This is a genomic window from Streptomyces sp. NBC_00289, from assembly GCF_041435115.1.
Lineage (GTDB): Bacteria > Actinomycetota > Actinomycetes > Streptomycetales > Streptomycetaceae > Streptomyces.
In genome coordinates this window covers 7,431,716-7,447,477 of sequence record NZ_CP108046.1, presented here as the reverse complement: position 1 = coordinate 7,447,477, position 15,762 = coordinate 7,431,716, and the positions used below count along the sequence as shown (strand labels likewise).

General features: G+C 71.2%; 13 protein-coding genes. 8 read left to right on the top strand and 5 right to left on the bottom strand.

Annotated elements, in window-relative coordinates:
• The first annotated feature begins 113 nt into the window (after positions 1–113).
• From OG985_RS33635 to ybaK, 4 genes are all read left to right on the top strand, one after another.
• Entirely contained in the window at positions 114–1,691 is a 1,578-nt protein-coding gene (locus OG985_RS33635; protein ID WP_371672117.1) for an oxidoreductase, read from the top strand.
• A gap of 140 nt (positions 1,692–1,831) precedes the next feature.
• The gene (locus tag OG985_RS33630) at positions 1,832–2,863 is read left to right on the top strand and encodes a hypothetical protein (RefSeq protein ID WP_371672116.1); all 1,032 of its coding nucleotides are present in this window, start codon (positions 1,832–1,834) and stop codon (positions 2,861–2,863) included.
• Positions 2,864–2,874: 11 nt separating this feature from the next.
• Positions 2,875–3,615 (top strand): LON peptidase substrate-binding domain-containing protein, encoded by a 741-nt coding sequence (locus OG985_RS33625; protein ID WP_371672115.1) that lies wholly within the window; start codon positions 2,875–2,877, stop codon positions 3,613–3,615.
• Between the two features lie 90 nt (positions 3,616–3,705).
• Positions 3,706–4,206, top strand: coding sequence for a Cys-tRNA(Pro) deacylase (ybaK, locus tag OG985_RS33620; RefSeq protein WP_371672114.1), 501 nt, complete (start codon positions 3,706–3,708; stop codon positions 4,204–4,206).
• A gap of 111 nt (positions 4,207–4,317) precedes the next feature.
• On the opposite strand, the gene OG985_RS33615 is transcribed toward ybaK, so the two are convergent.
• From OG985_RS33615 to OG985_RS33600, 4 genes are all read right to left on the bottom strand, one after another.
• Positions 4,318–5,016, bottom strand: a complete 699-nt coding sequence (locus OG985_RS33615) for an AAA family ATPase (protein ID WP_371672113.1) — start codon at positions 5,014–5,016, stop codon at positions 4,318–4,320.
• A gap of 34 nt (positions 5,017–5,050) precedes the next feature.
• Positions 5,051–5,875: an ABC transporter permease gene (locus OG985_RS33610; RefSeq protein ID WP_371672112.1), complete on the bottom strand. Its 825-nt coding sequence runs from the start codon at positions 5,873–5,875 to the stop codon at positions 5,051–5,053.
• A 64-nt stretch (positions 5,876–5,939) separates the two neighbouring features.
• Entirely contained in the window at positions 5,940–6,911 is a 972-nt protein-coding gene (locus OG985_RS33605) for an ABC transporter ATP-binding protein (protein WP_371674577.1), read from the bottom strand.
• Positions 6,912–7,034: 123 nt separating this feature from the next.
• Complete coding sequence (locus OG985_RS33600) at positions 7,035–8,255, bottom strand: NYN domain-containing protein (RefSeq protein WP_371672111.1); 1,221 nt, start codon at positions 8,253–8,255, stop codon at positions 7,035–7,037.
• Positions 8,256–8,479: 224 nt separating this feature from the next.
• Here OG985_RS33600 and OG985_RS33595 point away from each other — a divergent pair, with 224 nt between their 5' ends.
• Positions 8,480–8,644 (top strand): hypothetical protein, encoded by a 165-nt coding sequence (locus OG985_RS33595; protein WP_371672110.1) that lies wholly within the window; start codon positions 8,480–8,482, stop codon positions 8,642–8,644.
• A 249-nt stretch (positions 8,645–8,893) separates the two neighbouring features.
• On the opposite strand, the gene dnaE is transcribed toward OG985_RS33595, so the two are convergent.
• The gene (dnaE, locus tag OG985_RS33590) at positions 8,894–12,433 is read right to left on the bottom strand and encodes a DNA polymerase III subunit alpha (protein WP_371672109.1); all 3,540 of its coding nucleotides are present in this window, start codon (positions 12,431–12,433) and stop codon (positions 8,894–8,896) included.
• A 271-nt stretch (positions 12,434–12,704) separates the two neighbouring features.
• Between dnaE and OG985_RS33585 the strand changes: the two genes are divergently transcribed.
• The 3 genes from OG985_RS33585 (at position 12,705) to OG985_RS33575 (ending at position 15,706) form a co-directional block, all read left to right on the top strand.
• Positions 12,705–14,030 (top strand): DUF2252 domain-containing protein, encoded by a 1,326-nt coding sequence (locus tag OG985_RS33585; RefSeq protein ID WP_371672108.1) that lies wholly within the window; start codon positions 12,705–12,707, stop codon positions 14,028–14,030.
• A 67-nt stretch (positions 14,031–14,097) separates the two neighbouring features.
• The gene (locus OG985_RS33580) at positions 14,098–14,790 is read left to right on the top strand and encodes a hypothetical protein (protein ID WP_371672107.1); all 693 of its coding nucleotides are present in this window, start codon (positions 14,098–14,100) and stop codon (positions 14,788–14,790) included.
• A 76-nt stretch (positions 14,791–14,866) separates the two neighbouring features.
• Positions 14,867–15,706 carry a thioredoxin domain-containing protein gene (locus OG985_RS33575; protein ID WP_371672106.1) on the top strand — a complete coding sequence of 280 codons (840 nt, stop codon included), beginning with the start codon at positions 14,867–14,869 and terminating at the stop codon, positions 15,704–15,706.
• Positions 15,707–15,762: the final 56 nt, after the last annotated feature.

The window sequence follows — 15,762 nt, the reverse complement described above, 5'->3', positions numbered from 1 at the left end:
AATGGCTGATACAGAACCGGGAGGATCCTCTTCACTTCTAGTGTTCCGGGCGTCACTCCGCGGGCATGAACGCCTGTGCGAGGCGATGGGCGCACGAGGGGGACGGGAGAGCGGTGAACGAGGGGGCCGGCATCCGCGGCGGGGACCTGCCGAACGAACTGACCGCCGCCGAGGCCGGCATGTGGCAGGCCTTCCGCAACGGCAGCGTGTACGACCTGAGCAGCGGGGACACGGTCGTCGACGATCCGCACGGCGGGCATCCCTGGGGCGTCGAGCGGACCGTGCGGGCCCGCATCGTGTGCTGGCTGCTCCTGGACGGCCCGCCCGCGCTCGCCGGCCGGGTGTCCTCCCTGAAGCTGGCCGGCGTGCAGATCAGCGGTGTCCTGGACCTCGCGGGCGGCACGGTGGTGCCGTACGTCGAGATGCGCGGCTGCCGGTTCGAGCGGGAGGTGCTGGTGCCCGAGGCCCACTTCACGACCGCGCGGCTGGTGGACTGCTCGGTCCCGCGCCTGGAGGCTGCCCGGGTCCACACCGAGGGCGACCTGCACCTGCCGCGCTGCCGCTTCCACAACGGCGTACGACTCACCGACGCGCACATCGGTACGGATCTGCTGATGAACCAGGCGATCGTCCACCGCGACCGCAGCGGCCGCTCGATCGCCGCGGACGGCATCACCGTGGGCCAGGACCTGCAGGCCGAGCTCCTCGAGTCGGAGGGCGAGCTGAGCCTGCGCAGCGCCAAGATCGGCGTCTCGCTGAGCCTGCGCGGCGCCCGGCTGTCCAACCCGTACGGCCCGCTCGCCCTGAACGCCCCGCAGCTGACCGTCGGGCGCACGCTGTATCTGACCCCGGCGGGCGTCGGCGCCTCGATGCTGAGCGGGGCGACCCCCGCGCGCGGGACGCGGATCCAGCGGTTCGAGTGCCGGGGCGGGGTGCGACTGGACGACGGGCGGTTCGGGGACGCGCTCGACCTCGAGCGGGCCCGGTTCATCTTCACCGACGACCAGGAGCTGTCGCTGCGCCGCGTCCAGGTGCCCGAGCTGCGCTTCCTCGGGGAGCGGCCGCGGCGCGGCAAGGTGGTCCTGTCGGGCGCGCGGGTCGTCAACCTCGTCGACCGGGCGAGCGCCTGGCCGGGCCCCGGCAATCTGCACATGGGCGGCTTCGGCTACGAGAACCTCGTGCCGCAGGGCCCGTTCCCGTTGACGGAGCGGGTGGAGTGGGTGGCGGCGGCGACCGCCGAGTACAACCCGGAGCCGTACGAGCGGCTGGCGGCGGTGCTGCGGACCGGCGGCGAGGACGAGGACGCGCGCGAGGTGCTCCTGGCCAAGCAGCGCCGCCGCCGCGAGAGCCTGCCGCTCGCCGCCAAGCTCTGGGGATACGTGCAGGACTGGACGGTCGCCTACGGATACCGGCCGGGCCGGGCCGCCGTGTGGATGGCGGTGCTGTGGGCGGCGGGCTCGCTCGCCTTCGCCCACGCGGGCGCTCCTCCGGCGAGCGGCGGCGCGCACCCGGTGTGGAACCCGGCCCTGTTCGCTCTGGACCTGCTGCTGCCGGTCATCGACTTCGGCCAGGCGGGTTCCTGGCAGCTGCGCGGCGGCTGGCAGTGGCTGGCCGCCGCGCTGGTCCTGCTGGGCTGGATCCTGGCGACGACGGTGGCCGCGGGGGCGACGAGGCTGCTGCGACGCAACTGACCGCGACGGGGACGCCGGTCGACCCGTCGACCAGTTTTAGTTGAACAATCATCATCTTTTACCGTCCCTTGACCGGACCGCGTACAACTTTTCGCGGTTTGCCCTCAGCGGCTGGCGCGTACCTGACCTGCGGTCTTTCAATGGTCAACACCATGGCTCTGCTGCCCCCCTTCATCCGCACGGCCCGGATGTACCGCCCCCCACCGCACCTCGCCACCGGGCTGACCGGCGACGACGAGGTCCTGCTCGACGCGCCGGACGACCGCCTCGGACCCGCCCTGGTGGCCGCCGCCCGCGGCGACCACACACCCGCGGCCGCCCTGCTCGCCGCCACCCGCGAGGGCGCCGAGTGGGAGCACCGCGACCGCTACGTACGGCGGCTGGCGGCCTTCGCCGCCTCGCGCGGCGAGTGGCTGGAGAACTGGCGCGCGACCGCTCCGAACGACCCGGACACCCTGCTGGTCACCGCCCAGCTCGCGGTGGACCGCGCGTGGCTGTCCCCGGCCCGGGCCGAGCTGCTGCGCGAGGTGAGCCCGCTGATCACAGCCGCCGGGCACGGCGAGGTCCGCGATCCGGTGCCGTGGCGGATCGCCCTGGACCACGCGCGCGGCACGAAGGCGGGGCACAAGTACTTCGAGGAGCTGTGGGCGGCGGCGATCCGCCGCGCCCCGCACCACTACGGCTGCCATGTGGCGGCCCTGCGGTACCTGGCCGCCGGCTGGCACGACGCGCACGGCGAGTGCTTCGACTTCGCCGAGCGGGCCGCGCAGGACGCCTCGGCCGACTCACTCGTCCAGGCGCTGCCGGCCCGGGCCGCGTTCGGCTGTCTGACCGACGGCGTCGTCCCCGGGGTGCCGCGCGAGCGGCTGGACGCGGCGGCCGACCGGGCGATCTCGCTCTCCTTCCGGCTTCCGGCGGCCGACCCCTGGCCGGCCGAGATCCGCAACAAGCTGCTGTACGTCCTCATACGACTCGACCGCCGGGAGGACGCCCTCGATCAGCTGCGCCTGATCGGGCCGTACGCCACGTCCTTCCCCTGGAACCGGCTGTCGGACGACCCGCTGAGCGAGTTCCTCACCGTGCGCGACGACATCCACACGGCACGCCTCGCGCAACCGCCGGGCCATCCACGGAGTGGGCGCGGCGGACGCGCCCACTCCGGCGACCACTAGGCTTTGGCGCCGTGACCAGTGTCCGGCTCCCGCTCTTCCCCCTGAACTCGGTTCTGTTCCCGGGGCTCGTGCTTCCTCTGAACATCTTCGAGGAGCGCTACCGCGCCATGATGCGCGAACTGATCAAGACCCCCGAGGACGAACCGCGCCGGTTCGCCGTCGTGGCGATCCGCGACGGCCACGAGGTGGCCCGGAGCGCGCCCGGCCTGCCCGACCCGACGGCGGTGCCGGAGCGCGGGCCCGCGGCCGGCTTCGGCACGGACCCGCTCAAGGCGTTCTCGGCGATCGGCTGCGTCGCGGACGCCGCCACGATCCGCGAGCGGGCCGACGGCAGCTTCGAGGTACTGGCGACCGGCACGACCCGGGTGCGGCTGGTGTCGGTCGACGCGTCGGGCCCCTTCCTGACGGCCGAGCTGGAGGAGCTGCCGGAGGACCCCGGCGACGAGGCCGGCGCCCTGGCGGAAGGGGTGCTGCGCGCCTTCCGCCAGTACCAGAAGCGGCTGGCCGGGGCGCGGGAGCGCTCGCTCTCCACGGGCGCCGATTTGCCGGACGACCCCTCCGTCGTGTCCTACCTGGTGGCCGCCGCGATGATGCTGGACACCCCGACCAAGCAACGCCTCCTCCAGGCCCCCGACACCGCCTCCCGACTGCGCGACGAACTGAAACTCCTTCGCGCGGAGACCGCGATCATCCGTAACCTGCCGTCGTTGCCCGCGTCGGAGCTGACGCGCGGCCCGACCAGTCTCAACTGACACACGCACCGACCGCACGTCGCAACCGACACCGCGTCCGGACCGGCACGGTCCGGGCGGACGCGGTCTCACTTCTGGGGAACAGGCCGGATGGCGAAGAAGGCGAAGAAGCAGCAGGCGGGCGGCACGCCCGCCACCGTGGCGCTCACGGCGGCCGCCGTGACGTACACCGTCCACGCCTACGACCACGACCCCGCCCATCCGTCGTACGGCGAGGAGGCGGCCGAGGCGATGGGTGTGTCACCGGAGCGCGTCTTCAAGACGCTGGTCGCCGACGTCGACGGGGCGCTGACGGTGGCCGTGGTCCCGGTGGCGGGCTCGCTGGACCTGAAGGCGCTGGCGGCGGCGGTCGGCGGCAAGCGCGCCGCGATGGCCGACCCGGCCCTAGCGGAACGCACCACGGGCTACGTCCGCGGCGGCATCTCCCCGCTCGGCCAGCGCAAGAAGCTCCCCACCGTCCTCGACGACTCGGCGTCCGCGCACCCCACCATCTGCGTCTCGGCGGGCCGCCGCGGCCTCGAGGTCGAACTGGCCCCCGGCGACCTGGCCGAGCTCACCAAAGCGGTCCTGGCGCCCATCGGACGGGCGTGAGCCCCCGATGGCGACCGCGCCCGGGGTGAAGCGGGAAAGGCATGTCGAAGGGGACCGGAGGACGCGGGTGGCGCGGCGAGAAAGGCCGCTGTCACCCCGCCTGGCCGGTGGTCAGGCCGGCGGGGCCCCGTAGGGATCCTTCGGAACCGGACCCTGCTGGTAGGGGCCGTGCTGCTCCGGGTCCCGCGGTCCGAAGAACGCCGTCAGCCCGAGGTGCACCAGCAGTGCTCCCAGCGGCCACGCCAGCAGCGCGCCCTTGGCCCCCAGCTTCAGCGGCGCCGAGAACGTCACGCCCTTGCCCACCGACCTCGCGTGGGCGATGACGTCGTGCTCGGGGCCCAGCCACACGCCGAGCTTCCAGGCCAGCCACGACCCCAGCAGCCCCCCGACCGCGAGCGCCACCACCAGCGGCACTCCACCGCGCCGCCGGACCAGGAACGCGGCGACCGCGCTCACCGCACCGAACGCCAGCCCCAGCAGGATGAACGTTCCGTCGACGCCGATCGCCTGCTCCCCCTCGGTGTCCTTGAGGTAGACGGTCCAGCTCTTGTTCACCACCTCGCCGACCAGCGGAACGTGCGGCGCCAGCCACCACCACAGCACCCCGAGCAGCGCCCCGGAGACCGCCACCGCCAGCGTGACCAGAGCGGCCTCGATCAGTTCGGTCTTCATCCCGGGGCCGTCGTCGTGGTACCCGCCGGTCCAGGCGTCCCGCGGCGCGGATGCCGTGTGCCCGGCGCCCGGCGGCTGCCACGCCTGGTGCGGGGAGTGTTCGTGCGGCGGCGGAGGCGGAGTCAACGGTGCGGTCACCCCGACATCGTGCCAGGCGCGCCTGTGCGGCGCGTCACCGGACGGCCGCACGGCGGTAGGCCCAGGTGGCGACGGCCAGCGAGACGACGCCGACGCCCGCGCACACGGCGAGGTCGCCCAGGACGAACGCCCAGTCCGGATGCGGTCCGAAGGTCCGCGCGAAGGCCTCCACGCCGTAGGTGGAGGGCAGCAGGTCCCGGGCCAGCCGCACGGCCTCCGGCATCCGGTCGGACGGCAGCACCCCCAGCAGCAGGGCCGCGGACATGCCCAGCTGCCCGAGCAGCGTGGCCAGTTCCGGACGCGGGGCGAGCAGCCCGAGCGCGGCGCCCAGACCGGACAGCGCGGCGCCCGCCAGCGGGATCACCGCCAGCAGCACCCACAGGTGCGCCAGCGGGAGCCCGAACAGCACGCACCCGAACACCGCCGTCACCACGGTCCCCGGCACGGTGAACGACGCGTACGCGCCCGCCGCACCGAGTACCACGGCGGCCGGCGGCACCGGCAGCGTCGCGTAGTGGTCGAGTCCGCCGTTGGCCCGCAGCTGGCCGAAGTACTGCGCGAGGAGGTTCAGCGCGACGAAGGCCACGACGAGGACCGACGCCCCGGCCACTACCGACTCGGCCTCGCCGCCACCGTCCACGACCCCCCGCATCAGGACCATGATCCCGACTGACTGGAAGGTCGCCACGAACAGCAGCGGGATCCGCGCCACGCGCGCGCGGGACAGCTGCGCCCGGTACACGGCCGCGAGCGACGGCCACAGCCGCGCGCGCGGCCCGAGCTCGGCCGCGGCGCGCCCGGCGCTCTCCTCCACGGCCAGGGCACTGCCCGGCAGAACCTCAGCGGGTACGACACTCACGTCGCGCTGCTCCTCCTCGCGTTGGCAGTCGCCTTGTCCCTTACGGATCCGACGGCCCGCGTGCTCATGCCTTCACCAGCCCTTTCGGGTTCCCGCCGAGCGCCAGGTACACGTCCTCCAGGCTCGGCGTGGCCAGCGTGAAGTCGTCCAGCGCGGCGAAGGCGGCCCCGCCGGTGACGGTGGCGACGACCGCGCGCGCCTCCTCCGGGGCCAGCCGCAGCGTCCAGCGGCGCCCGGACTCGACGGCCCGCTCGTGCAACGCGGCGACCTCGGGGACGTGCAGCGGGGCCGTCTCGCGCCACACGAGGTCGACCCGCACCTCCCCGGCGACCTGCTCCTTGAGCCCGGAGGGGGTGTCGCAGGCGATCACCCGTCCCTGGTCGAGGACGGCGACCCGGTCCAGGACCGTCTCGGCCTCGATGACGTTGTGCGTGACCAGCAGGACGGTCGTCCCGTGCTCGGCCCGGCGGCGGTCGACGGCGGACCACACGGCCCGCCGGGCCACCGGGTCCATGGCGGTGGTCGGCTCGTCGAGGACCAGCAGCGGCCGCTCCCCCACGAGCGCCGCGGCGAGACACGCGAGCCGCCGCTGCCCGCCGGACAGCTTGTTCAGCGGACGCCCGGCGATCGGCGTGAGCCCCAGCTCGTCCAGGACGGCGTCCCGCTCGGCCCGTGCCGCGCGCACGTCCAGGCCGCGCAGCCGTCCGGTCGTCTCGGCGGCCAGGGACACGGTCAGCTCGTCGAGGGCGGTCGACTCCTGCCCCAGGTAGGCGAGGATGCGTGCGGCCCGCTCCGGATGGCGCACGATGTCGTGCCCGAGGATCTCGACGCTGCCCCGGTCGGGCCGCATCAGCCCGGTCAGCTGCCGTACCAGGGTGGACTTGCCGGCGCCGTTCGGTCCGAGCAGCCCGAAGATCTCACCGCGGCGGATGTCCAGCCGTACGTCGTCGGTGGCCCGTACCTCGGGTGTCGCCGGAGTGCCGCGCCGGCCGCGCACCGCCGGATAGGTCTTGGTCAGCCCGCGCACCGCGCACACGACATCGCCGCCGTGCCGAAGTGCCTGTGCCGCGCGCGTACTCACAAGAACCGAGACTACGGGGTCCGGAACGCCCGCCCGCTCCCGGGTCGGTCCATAACGGTGAATCCGGCGGCACAGATCTCACTCGCCGACAGGTGCGTGCTCCGCCGCCGTCCGCACGTCGATCTCCCGCCAGAATCCGGCCCGGATCGCGTACCGGTCGTGCTCGTCGATCTGGTCGTCCTTGTGCGCGAGCAGTCCGAACCGGGCCGCGTACCGCAGCAGCTCGCCGTCGATCCGGTGCGGGACCCGCGGGTACATCCCGGACAGTTTCTGCACGTGGACCTGGTCCCCCAGCCGCTCCATCCACCGCCGGGCGAAGACCTGCCCCACCTCGAACGGGTCGCCGCCGACGGTGGTGATGTCCTCCTCGCGGTCCGCCCAGCGCTGCTCGGCCGTGGTCAGCTGGGCCAGCGTCGGCATCGAGGCGACCTCGGCGGGCTCGGCGACACCGGGGCGGTCGACCCAGCCCTTGTCGGAGGACCAGCGCAGGGTGGCGGACGCGGGTTGCGGCGGGGCGGGCTGGACGCCGGGGGGCCGCAGCGCGGCGAGGTCCTTCGGGGTCGGTACGCCCTTGGCCGCGGGAACGCGTTCCGGCGCGCCGTTCTCGGAGGCGGCGCCGGCGGACGGGTGCTCGACCTCCTCGGCCTGCCGCTCGGGCGCCGTGGTGAGCCCGGACTCGGGCAGCGGCGCGGACAGGATCGCGGCGATCTCGGGCCGTGGCACGGGCGACGGCGCGCAGATCCCGCCGAAGTCCTTGGCCCGTACCGCCTTGGTGATCCACGTACGGTCCAGGACGCGCCGCTCGTCGGCCTCGGCGACCAGGTCCTCGGACTGGTTGTAGTCCCCGTCGGCCGCCTGCACGGCCCACAGATGTACGGCGACGCCGTGCTCCTTGGCGGCCATCATGCCCGGCAGCAGGTCTCCGTCGCCGGTCACCAGGACGATGTCGGAGCAGGCACGGTTGCGGGCCAGTTCGGTCAGCTCGGCGTGCATCGCGGCGTCCACGCCCTTCTGCGCCCAGCGGCCGTCGCTGCGGGTCAGTGCGCCGAGCCGGACGGTGACCCGGGGCATCACGCGCAGCCTGCGGTGCTCGGGCTGCGGAACGCGGTCGGGTGCCCCGTCGAACCAGTAGATGCGCAGCAGGGGCCGCTCCGTGTCGGACTCGGCGCGCTCGCGCAGCCCCTGGATCAGGGCGGGGTGGTCGACGGTGATCCGTGACCGGGAGGGTTCCCCGGCGAGGAGACTGGCGGCGGCCCCCAGCAGATACCCGGCGTCCACCAGGACGATGCAGCGGTCCACGCGATCCACCCTCTTTCCGGGAGGTTTGCTTCGGGCTTGCTTCGAGTCTGCCCGACAGCGCGGGGGTTAACGGTCCGAACTCGATCTTCGGCGTGGCGTTTCGGGGGATCGCTCCCCGACATTCCCTGTCACACACGGTAATTATCCGAAATGCGCTCCTTGTCAGCCTATGTGAGTCTGGTCGCGGCCCTGGCCCCTAGACCCCCAACAGGAGGCAGATCCCCATGGCCAAGAACAAGAACCGCGAACGCAGACAGCCGCAGTCCGAGCGTGGTCAGCAGGAGAGCCCGCAGTCCTCGCTGGAGACGCAGGCCGAGCACCGCGCCACGCAGGCGACGCCGGGCGACATGGCCCGCAAGGGGCGCGAGAAGCGCTTCGGCCACAACTGACGCTCCCCTCATGGGGCTCGGTTCGCCTCCGGGGCGCCGGAGCCGTTGTCGGGAGCCCGATCGTGCTCGACCCTTCGGGCCTCCGCGCGTTCGGGCTCCCGACAACGGCGCGCCCCTTCGACTCACTCGCCTTAGGTGACCGTTGACTGCGTCACCGCACAACTGACAACTGCATATGGGCCGTTGAAGCCCAGGCACAAGCGAGGGGCGCACCCGACGCCGGGTGCGCCCCTCACGCGCGTCTGCCGCTCAGCCGGCCAGGCAGGACGGTCCGAGCAGTACCTTCAGGTCGCCGAAGAGGGCCGGGTCCGGCTTCACCCGGTGCCGGTCCAGACGCAGCACCGTCGTCTTGGTCGGCCCCTGGAGTTTGATCCGTACCTCGCTGTCTCCCCGGTGGTGGCTGAGGATCTCGCCGAGGCGGCTGACCATCGGCGGGGTGACCCTGGTGGCCGGAATGCTGAGGATCACGGGCGCGTTGGTGCCCGCGTTCGACAGGTCCGGGACCTGGAGCTCCATCGCGACGAGCCGCGGCACGTCCTCGCGCTTGTCCAGCCGGCCCTTGACGAACACGACGGCGTCCTCGACGAGTTGCGTCGACACGAGCTGGTAGGTCGCGGGGAAGAACATGCACTCGATGGAACCCGCGAGGTCCTCGACGGTGGCGATCGCCCAGGCGTTGCCCTGCTTGGTCATCTTGCGCTGGAGGCCCGAGATGATGCCGCCGATGGTGACGACCGCGCCGTCCGCGTGCTCACCGCCGGTGAGCTGGGCGATGCCCGCGTCGGCCTTGTCGGAGAGCACGTGCTCCAGACCGAAGAGCGGATGGTCGGAGACGTACAGACCGAGCATCTCCCGCTCCTGGGCGAGCAGATAGGTCTTCTCCCACTCGTCGGTCGTGAACTCGACGTCGAGTCCGAAGCCGGGCTCGCTGGTCTCCTCGTCGCCCATGCCGCCGAAGAGGTCGAACTGCCCCTCGGCCTCCTTGCGCTTGACCGCCACCACGTTGTCGATCATCGGCTCGAAGTGCGCGGTGAGGCCCTTGCGGGTGTGCCCCATGGTGTCGAACGCGCCCGCCTTGATGAGCGATTCCGTGGTGCGCTTGTTGCAGGCGACCGCCTCGACCTTGTCGAGGTAGTCGGGGAAGGAGGCGTACTTCCCCTTGGCCTTGCGGCTGCGGATGATCGACTCGACCACGTTCGTACCGACGTTGCGGACGGCGGACAGCCCGAAGAGGATCACGTCGTCGCCCTGCGCGGCGAAGTTCTGCTCCGACTCGTTGACGTTCGGCGGGAGCACCTTGATGCGCATGCGCCGGCACTCGTTGAGGTAGACCGCGGACTTGTCCTTGTCGTCCTTGACCGAGGTCAGCAGCGCGGCCATGTACTCGGCGGGATAGTTCGCCTTGAGGTACCCGGTCCAGTACGAGACGAGTCCGTACGCGGCGGAGTGGGCCTTGTTGAAGGCGTAGCCGGCGAACGGGACCAGCACGTCCCACAGGGCCTGGATCGCCTCGTCGCTGTAGCCGTTCTTCCGGGCGCCCGCCTGGAAGAGGACGAAGTTCTTCGCCAGTTCCTCGGGCTTCTTCTTGCCCATCACACGGCGCAGGATGTCGGCCTCGCCGAGCGAGTAGCCGGCGATGATCTGGGCGGCCTTCTGCACCTGCTCCTGGTAGACGATCAGGCCGTAGGTGACGGCCAGGACCTCCTGGAGCGGCTCCTCCAGCTCCTTGTGGATCGGCGTGATCTCCTGGCGGCCGTTCTTGCGCTCCGCGTAGTTGATGTGCGAGTTCATGCCCATCGGGCCCGGCCGGTAGAGGGCCGAGACGGCGGAGATGTCCTCGAAGTTGTCGGGCTGCATCTGGCGCAGCAGCGAGCGCATCGGGCCGCCGTCGAACTGGAAGACACCGAGGGTCTCACCACGGCAGAGCAGTTCGAAGGTCTTGGGGTCGTCCAGCGGGAGCGAGAGCATCTCCAGGTCGATGCCCTTGTTGGCCTTCACCATCTTGATGGCGTCGTCCATGATCGTGAGGTTGCGCAGGCCCAGGAAGTCCATCTTCAGCAGGCCGAGCGACTCGCACTGGGGGTAGTCCCACTGCGTGATCGTCACGCCGTCGGTGTGCCGGACCCAGATGGGGGCGTGGTCGACGATGGGCTCGCTGGACATGATCACGCCGGCCGCGTGCACACCCATCTGCCGGACCAGGCCCTCGACGCCCTTGGCGGTGTCGATGACCTTCTTCACGTCCGGCTCGTTCTCGTACATCGCGCGGATCTCGCCGGCCTCGCTGTACCGCGGGTGCGCGGGATCGGTGATGCCGCTCAGATCGATGCCCTTGCCCAGGACGTCGGCGGGCATCGCCTTGGTGAGGCGGTCGCCCATCGCGTACGGGTAGCCCAGCACGCGCGCGGAGTCCTTGATGGCGTTCTTCGCCTTGATCTTGCCGTACGTGCCGATCATGGCGACCTTGTCGGCCCCGTACTTCTCGGTCACGTACCTGATCACCTCGACGCGCCGACGCTCGTCGAAGTCGATGTCGACGTCGGGCATGGAGACGCGCTCGGGGTTGAGGAACCGCTCGAAGATCAGACCGTGCGGGATCGGGTCGAGGTCGGTGATGCCCATCGCGTAGGCGACGATCGAGCCGGCCGCGGAACCACGGCCGGGGCCCACCGCGATGCCCTGCTTCTTGGCCCACATGATGAAGTCGGCGACCACGAGGAAGTAGCCCGGGAACCCCATCTGGATGATGACGTCCATCTCGTACTCGGCCTGCTTCTGCCGGTCGTCGGGGACGCCGCCGGGGAAGCGGCGCTCCATACCGCGGCGGACCTCCTCCTGGAACCAGGTGACCTCGGTGAAGCCCTCGGGGATGTCGAACTTGGGCATGAGGTTCTTCGCCTCGAACATGCCCGAGGTGTCGATCTGCTCGGCCACCAGGAGGGTGTTGGCGCAACCCTCCTGCCAGGCGTCCGAGGAGTCGATGGCGTACATCTCGTCGGTCGACTTCAGGTAGTAGCCGGTGCCGTCGAAACGGAAGCGGTCCGGGTCGGAGATGTTCTTGCCGGTCTGGATGCACAGCAGGGCGTCGTGGGCGGCGGACTCGTGCGCGTACGTGTAGTGCGAGTCGTTGGTGACGAGCGGGGGGATGCCGAGCTTCTTGCCGATGTCGAGGAGGCCGTCACGGACCCGCCGCTCGATCTCGATGCCGTGGTCCATCAGTTCCAGGAAGTACCGGTCCTTGCCGAAGATGTCCTGGTACTCGGCGGCCGCCTTCAGGGCCTCGTCGTACTGGCCGAGACGCAGCCGGGTCTGGAGCTCGCCGGAGGGGCAGCCGGTGGAGGCGATGAGCCCCTCGGACCACTGGGAGATGGTCTCCTTGTCCATCCGGGGCCACTTCTGCAGCCAGCCCTCGGCGTACGCGTCGGAGGAGAGCCGGAAGAGGTTGTGCAGGCCCGTCCTGTTCGACGCCCAGATCGTCTTGTGGGTGTAACCGCCGGAACCGGAGACGTCGTCCCGCTTCTGGTGCGGCTGACCCCACTGGATCTTGCGCTTGTTGCGCCGGGACTCGGGGGCGACGTAGGCCTCGATCCCGATGATCGGCGTGACGCCGGCCTTCTTCGCGGTGTGGAAGAAGTCGTACGCCCCGTGGAGGTTGCCGTGGTCGGACATGGCGATGTGCGTCATGCCCATCTCGTTGCACGCGTTGAACATGTCCTTCAGCCGCGCGGCACCGTCCAGCAGCGAGTACTGGGTGTGGACATGCAGGTGCGTGAACGGCGGCTTTGACACGGCGGCGGCCTCCAGGGCGAACAGGCATCGACGGATGTCCGACGGGCTGCGGACAGTCTGGCGGACAGCGTCGAAGTCTATGCCTCGGGACTGACACCCGAGACGGATACTGTGACGCGCAGCGCCCCGATGAGGGGCGGTGGCGGCCGGGCGACGGGGTGGGCACTCCCGCATACCTTCACGCGTTGGAAGGGGACGGAGGCCCGTCCGTCCGGACGCCACAGCTGTCCCACACGTCACGCACCACCCCCGTACCAGGAGGCACCCAGCGATGTCGGTCCCGCAGCTCAACGACGAGCACCGCGGCGAGGAGATCCTCGCCGTCTTCGACACCGCCTTCGGCGAGCTCCTGGCCGCCGATCCGGCAGCGTTCCGGGTGAAGTTCCGCAAGATGGCGGCCTCGGCGTTCGCCTTCTACCGCGGCACGGCCTGCCTCTTCTACCACGACCTCGACGCGGAGAAGCGTGGCGGACCGTACCTCGACGAGCGCACCTCGCGCGTGTGGATCCACGGCGACCTGCACGCCGAGAACTTCGGCACGTACATGGACGCCAACGGCCGGCTGATCTTCAACGTCAACGACTTCGACGAGGCGTACGTCGGCCCCTTCACCTGGGACCTCAAGCGGTTCTCCGCGTCGATCGCCCTCATCGGGTACGCGAAGGCGCTCGGCGACGACCAGATCACCGAGCTGGTGGAGGTGTACGCGGGCGCGTACCGCGAGCGGATCCACGCCCTGGCCACCGGCGCCAAGAGCGACGAGGTCCCGCCCTTCACCCTGGACACCGCCCAGGGCCCGCTCCTGGACGCGCTGCGCGACGCCCGCTCGCTGACCCGCTTCGGACTGCTCGACTCGATGACCGAGATCCGCGACTTCGAGCGCCGCTTCGCGCCCGGCGGCGGCTCCATCGAGCTGGACGCGGCCACCCGCTACAAGGTGCTCGCCGCCTTCGACGGCTACCTGGAGACACTGCCCGAGACCTCGCTGGCCCGCCCGGACTCCTACCGCGTGAAGGACGTGGTCGGCCGCCGGGGCATCGGCATCGGCTCGGCCGGTCTGCCGTCCTACAACATCCTGCTCGAGGGCCACAGCGACGCCCTGGAGAACGACGTCGTGATCTACATCAAGCAGGCCCAGACCCCGGCCGTCTCCCGCCACATCACCGACTCGGCGATCCGCGACTACTTCCAGCACGAGGGCCACCGCACGGTGATCTCGCAGCGTGCCCTCCAGCAGCACGCGGACCCGTGGCTGGGCTGGACCGAGCTCGGCGGTACCGGCCAGCTGGTCGCCGAGGTCTCGCCGTACGCCGTCGACCTGGACTGGGGCGACATCGACGACCCGGAGGAGATCGCGGGCGTCGTCGCCGACCTGGGCCGGGCCACGGCCACCATGCACGCGGCGGCGGACGACACCTCCGGCGAGTCCCTGGTGCCCTTCTCCACCGAGCGGGCCATCGACGCGGCGATCGCGGCCGACGAGGACGGTCTGGCGGGCCTGCTGGTGGACTTCGCGCACAGTTACGGCGCCCGCGCGCGGGCCGACCACCAGGTGTTCGTGGACCTCTTCCGCAACGGACGGAGTCCGGGTCTGTAACCGACCGCCGCTCACAGGGTCCCTTTAGGGGTCCCCTACAGGAGCACGTGACACACTCTCCTCCGCTATGGACATATCCGGGACCCACCTCAGAGCCGTACGCGCGGCGCTGTTCACGGCATTCGTCGTGACCCTCAGCACCGCGTCGCACGTGCTGCTGTCCCGGGCCCCCCTGCCGCTGAACACGGTGGCGGCGATCACCGTCGCCGTGTTCGGCGTCGCGTACGCCCTCGCCGGCCGCGAGCGCGGCTTCGGGCGGATCGCCGCCCTGCTGATACCGCTGGAGCTGGCCGCCGACACGGTCTTCACCACCGGCCAGCACGTCTGCTACGGCCGGGCGGGCGGCCCGGTCGCCGGCCCGCTGCGCTCCGTCGGCTTCGACCTGCTGTGCGGCGGCGGCACCGGCGTGGGCAGCCCGCTGGCCCGGGTGACCGGAACCGACACCGATCGGCTCCCGGCCCTGCTGGCGCACGCCGATCCGGCCACCGCCTGGCTGCTGCTGGGCGCGCACCTGTGCGTGGGGCTCCTCGCGGCCGCCTGGCTGCGCCGCGGCGAGCGCGCGCTGGCCCAGGTCCTGCGCGCGACGGCCGCCACCACCTTCCGGCCGCTGCTGCTGGCGGTCGCCGCCGTGACGGTCCGGCGGGCTCCGGCCGTACGGCGGCCCGCGCGTCCCGGCCGTCGTACGACCGCCGTCCGCGACCGGATCCTCGTCCACTCCCTGGGACGCCGTGGACCACCGTGCTCGGTCGCCTTCCTCTGAAGGCCCTTGAGCACCAGTAGTCCCCCATACGTATCCCGCACACGAGGTGTGCGTGTCCCCCATGGAGATCACCAACATGAGCAAGCGGAACAGCCAGGCGTCGAAGTCGGCGGCCCGGGAACGGCTGCGAGTGGAGCGCGAGCGTCAGGCCAAGCGCGCGAAGGCCAAGCGGCAGGTCCTCGTCGCTGGTGCGGTCGTCGGCGTGCTGGCGCTGGCGGGCGGCATAGGTTACGCCGTCGTCCAGGCCAACAAGCCCAGTTACTGGGAGTCCCAGAAGGACGACAAGGTCGTCGCACCGGCCAACACCACGGGTACCGACGGCACCACGGTGGTCATCGGCAAGAGCTCCGCGAAGAAGACCCTCAAGGTGTACGAGGACCCGCGCTGCCCGGTCTGCGCCCAGTTCGAGCAGACCGTCGGCTCGACGGTGCAGAAGGACATCGACGACGGCAAGTTCAAGATCCAGTACATCGGTGGCACCTTCCTCGACGGCGACTCGCTGGGCAAGGGCCAGATCGGCTCGCGCGGCGAGGGTTCGAAGAACGCGATGAGCGCCATGGGCGCCGCGCTGAACGTGAGCGACGAGGCCTTCCTGGAGTACAAGACCGCGCTCTACTCGACGAAGTACCACCCCGAGGAGACGGACGACAAGTTCAAGAGCGACGACTACCTCATCAAGGTCGCGAACACCGTCTCCGCGCTGAAGGACAACAAGACGTTCCAGAACGCCGTCACGAGCGGCACGTACGACGCCTGGGCGCTGGCGATGTCCAAGACGTTCGACACCAACAAGGACGGCGTGACGGGCACCCCGAGCTTCGTCATGAACGGCAAGATCCTCTCCACCTCCGACGGCAACCCCCCGATGACGGTGGCGGACTTCACCTCTCTGGTCGGCGCGGCCCTCAAGGCCTGACCGACCGCGGGGCGAACCACCCCGGAGCCCCCGGGGGAAGCTCCGGGGGAAGAGCG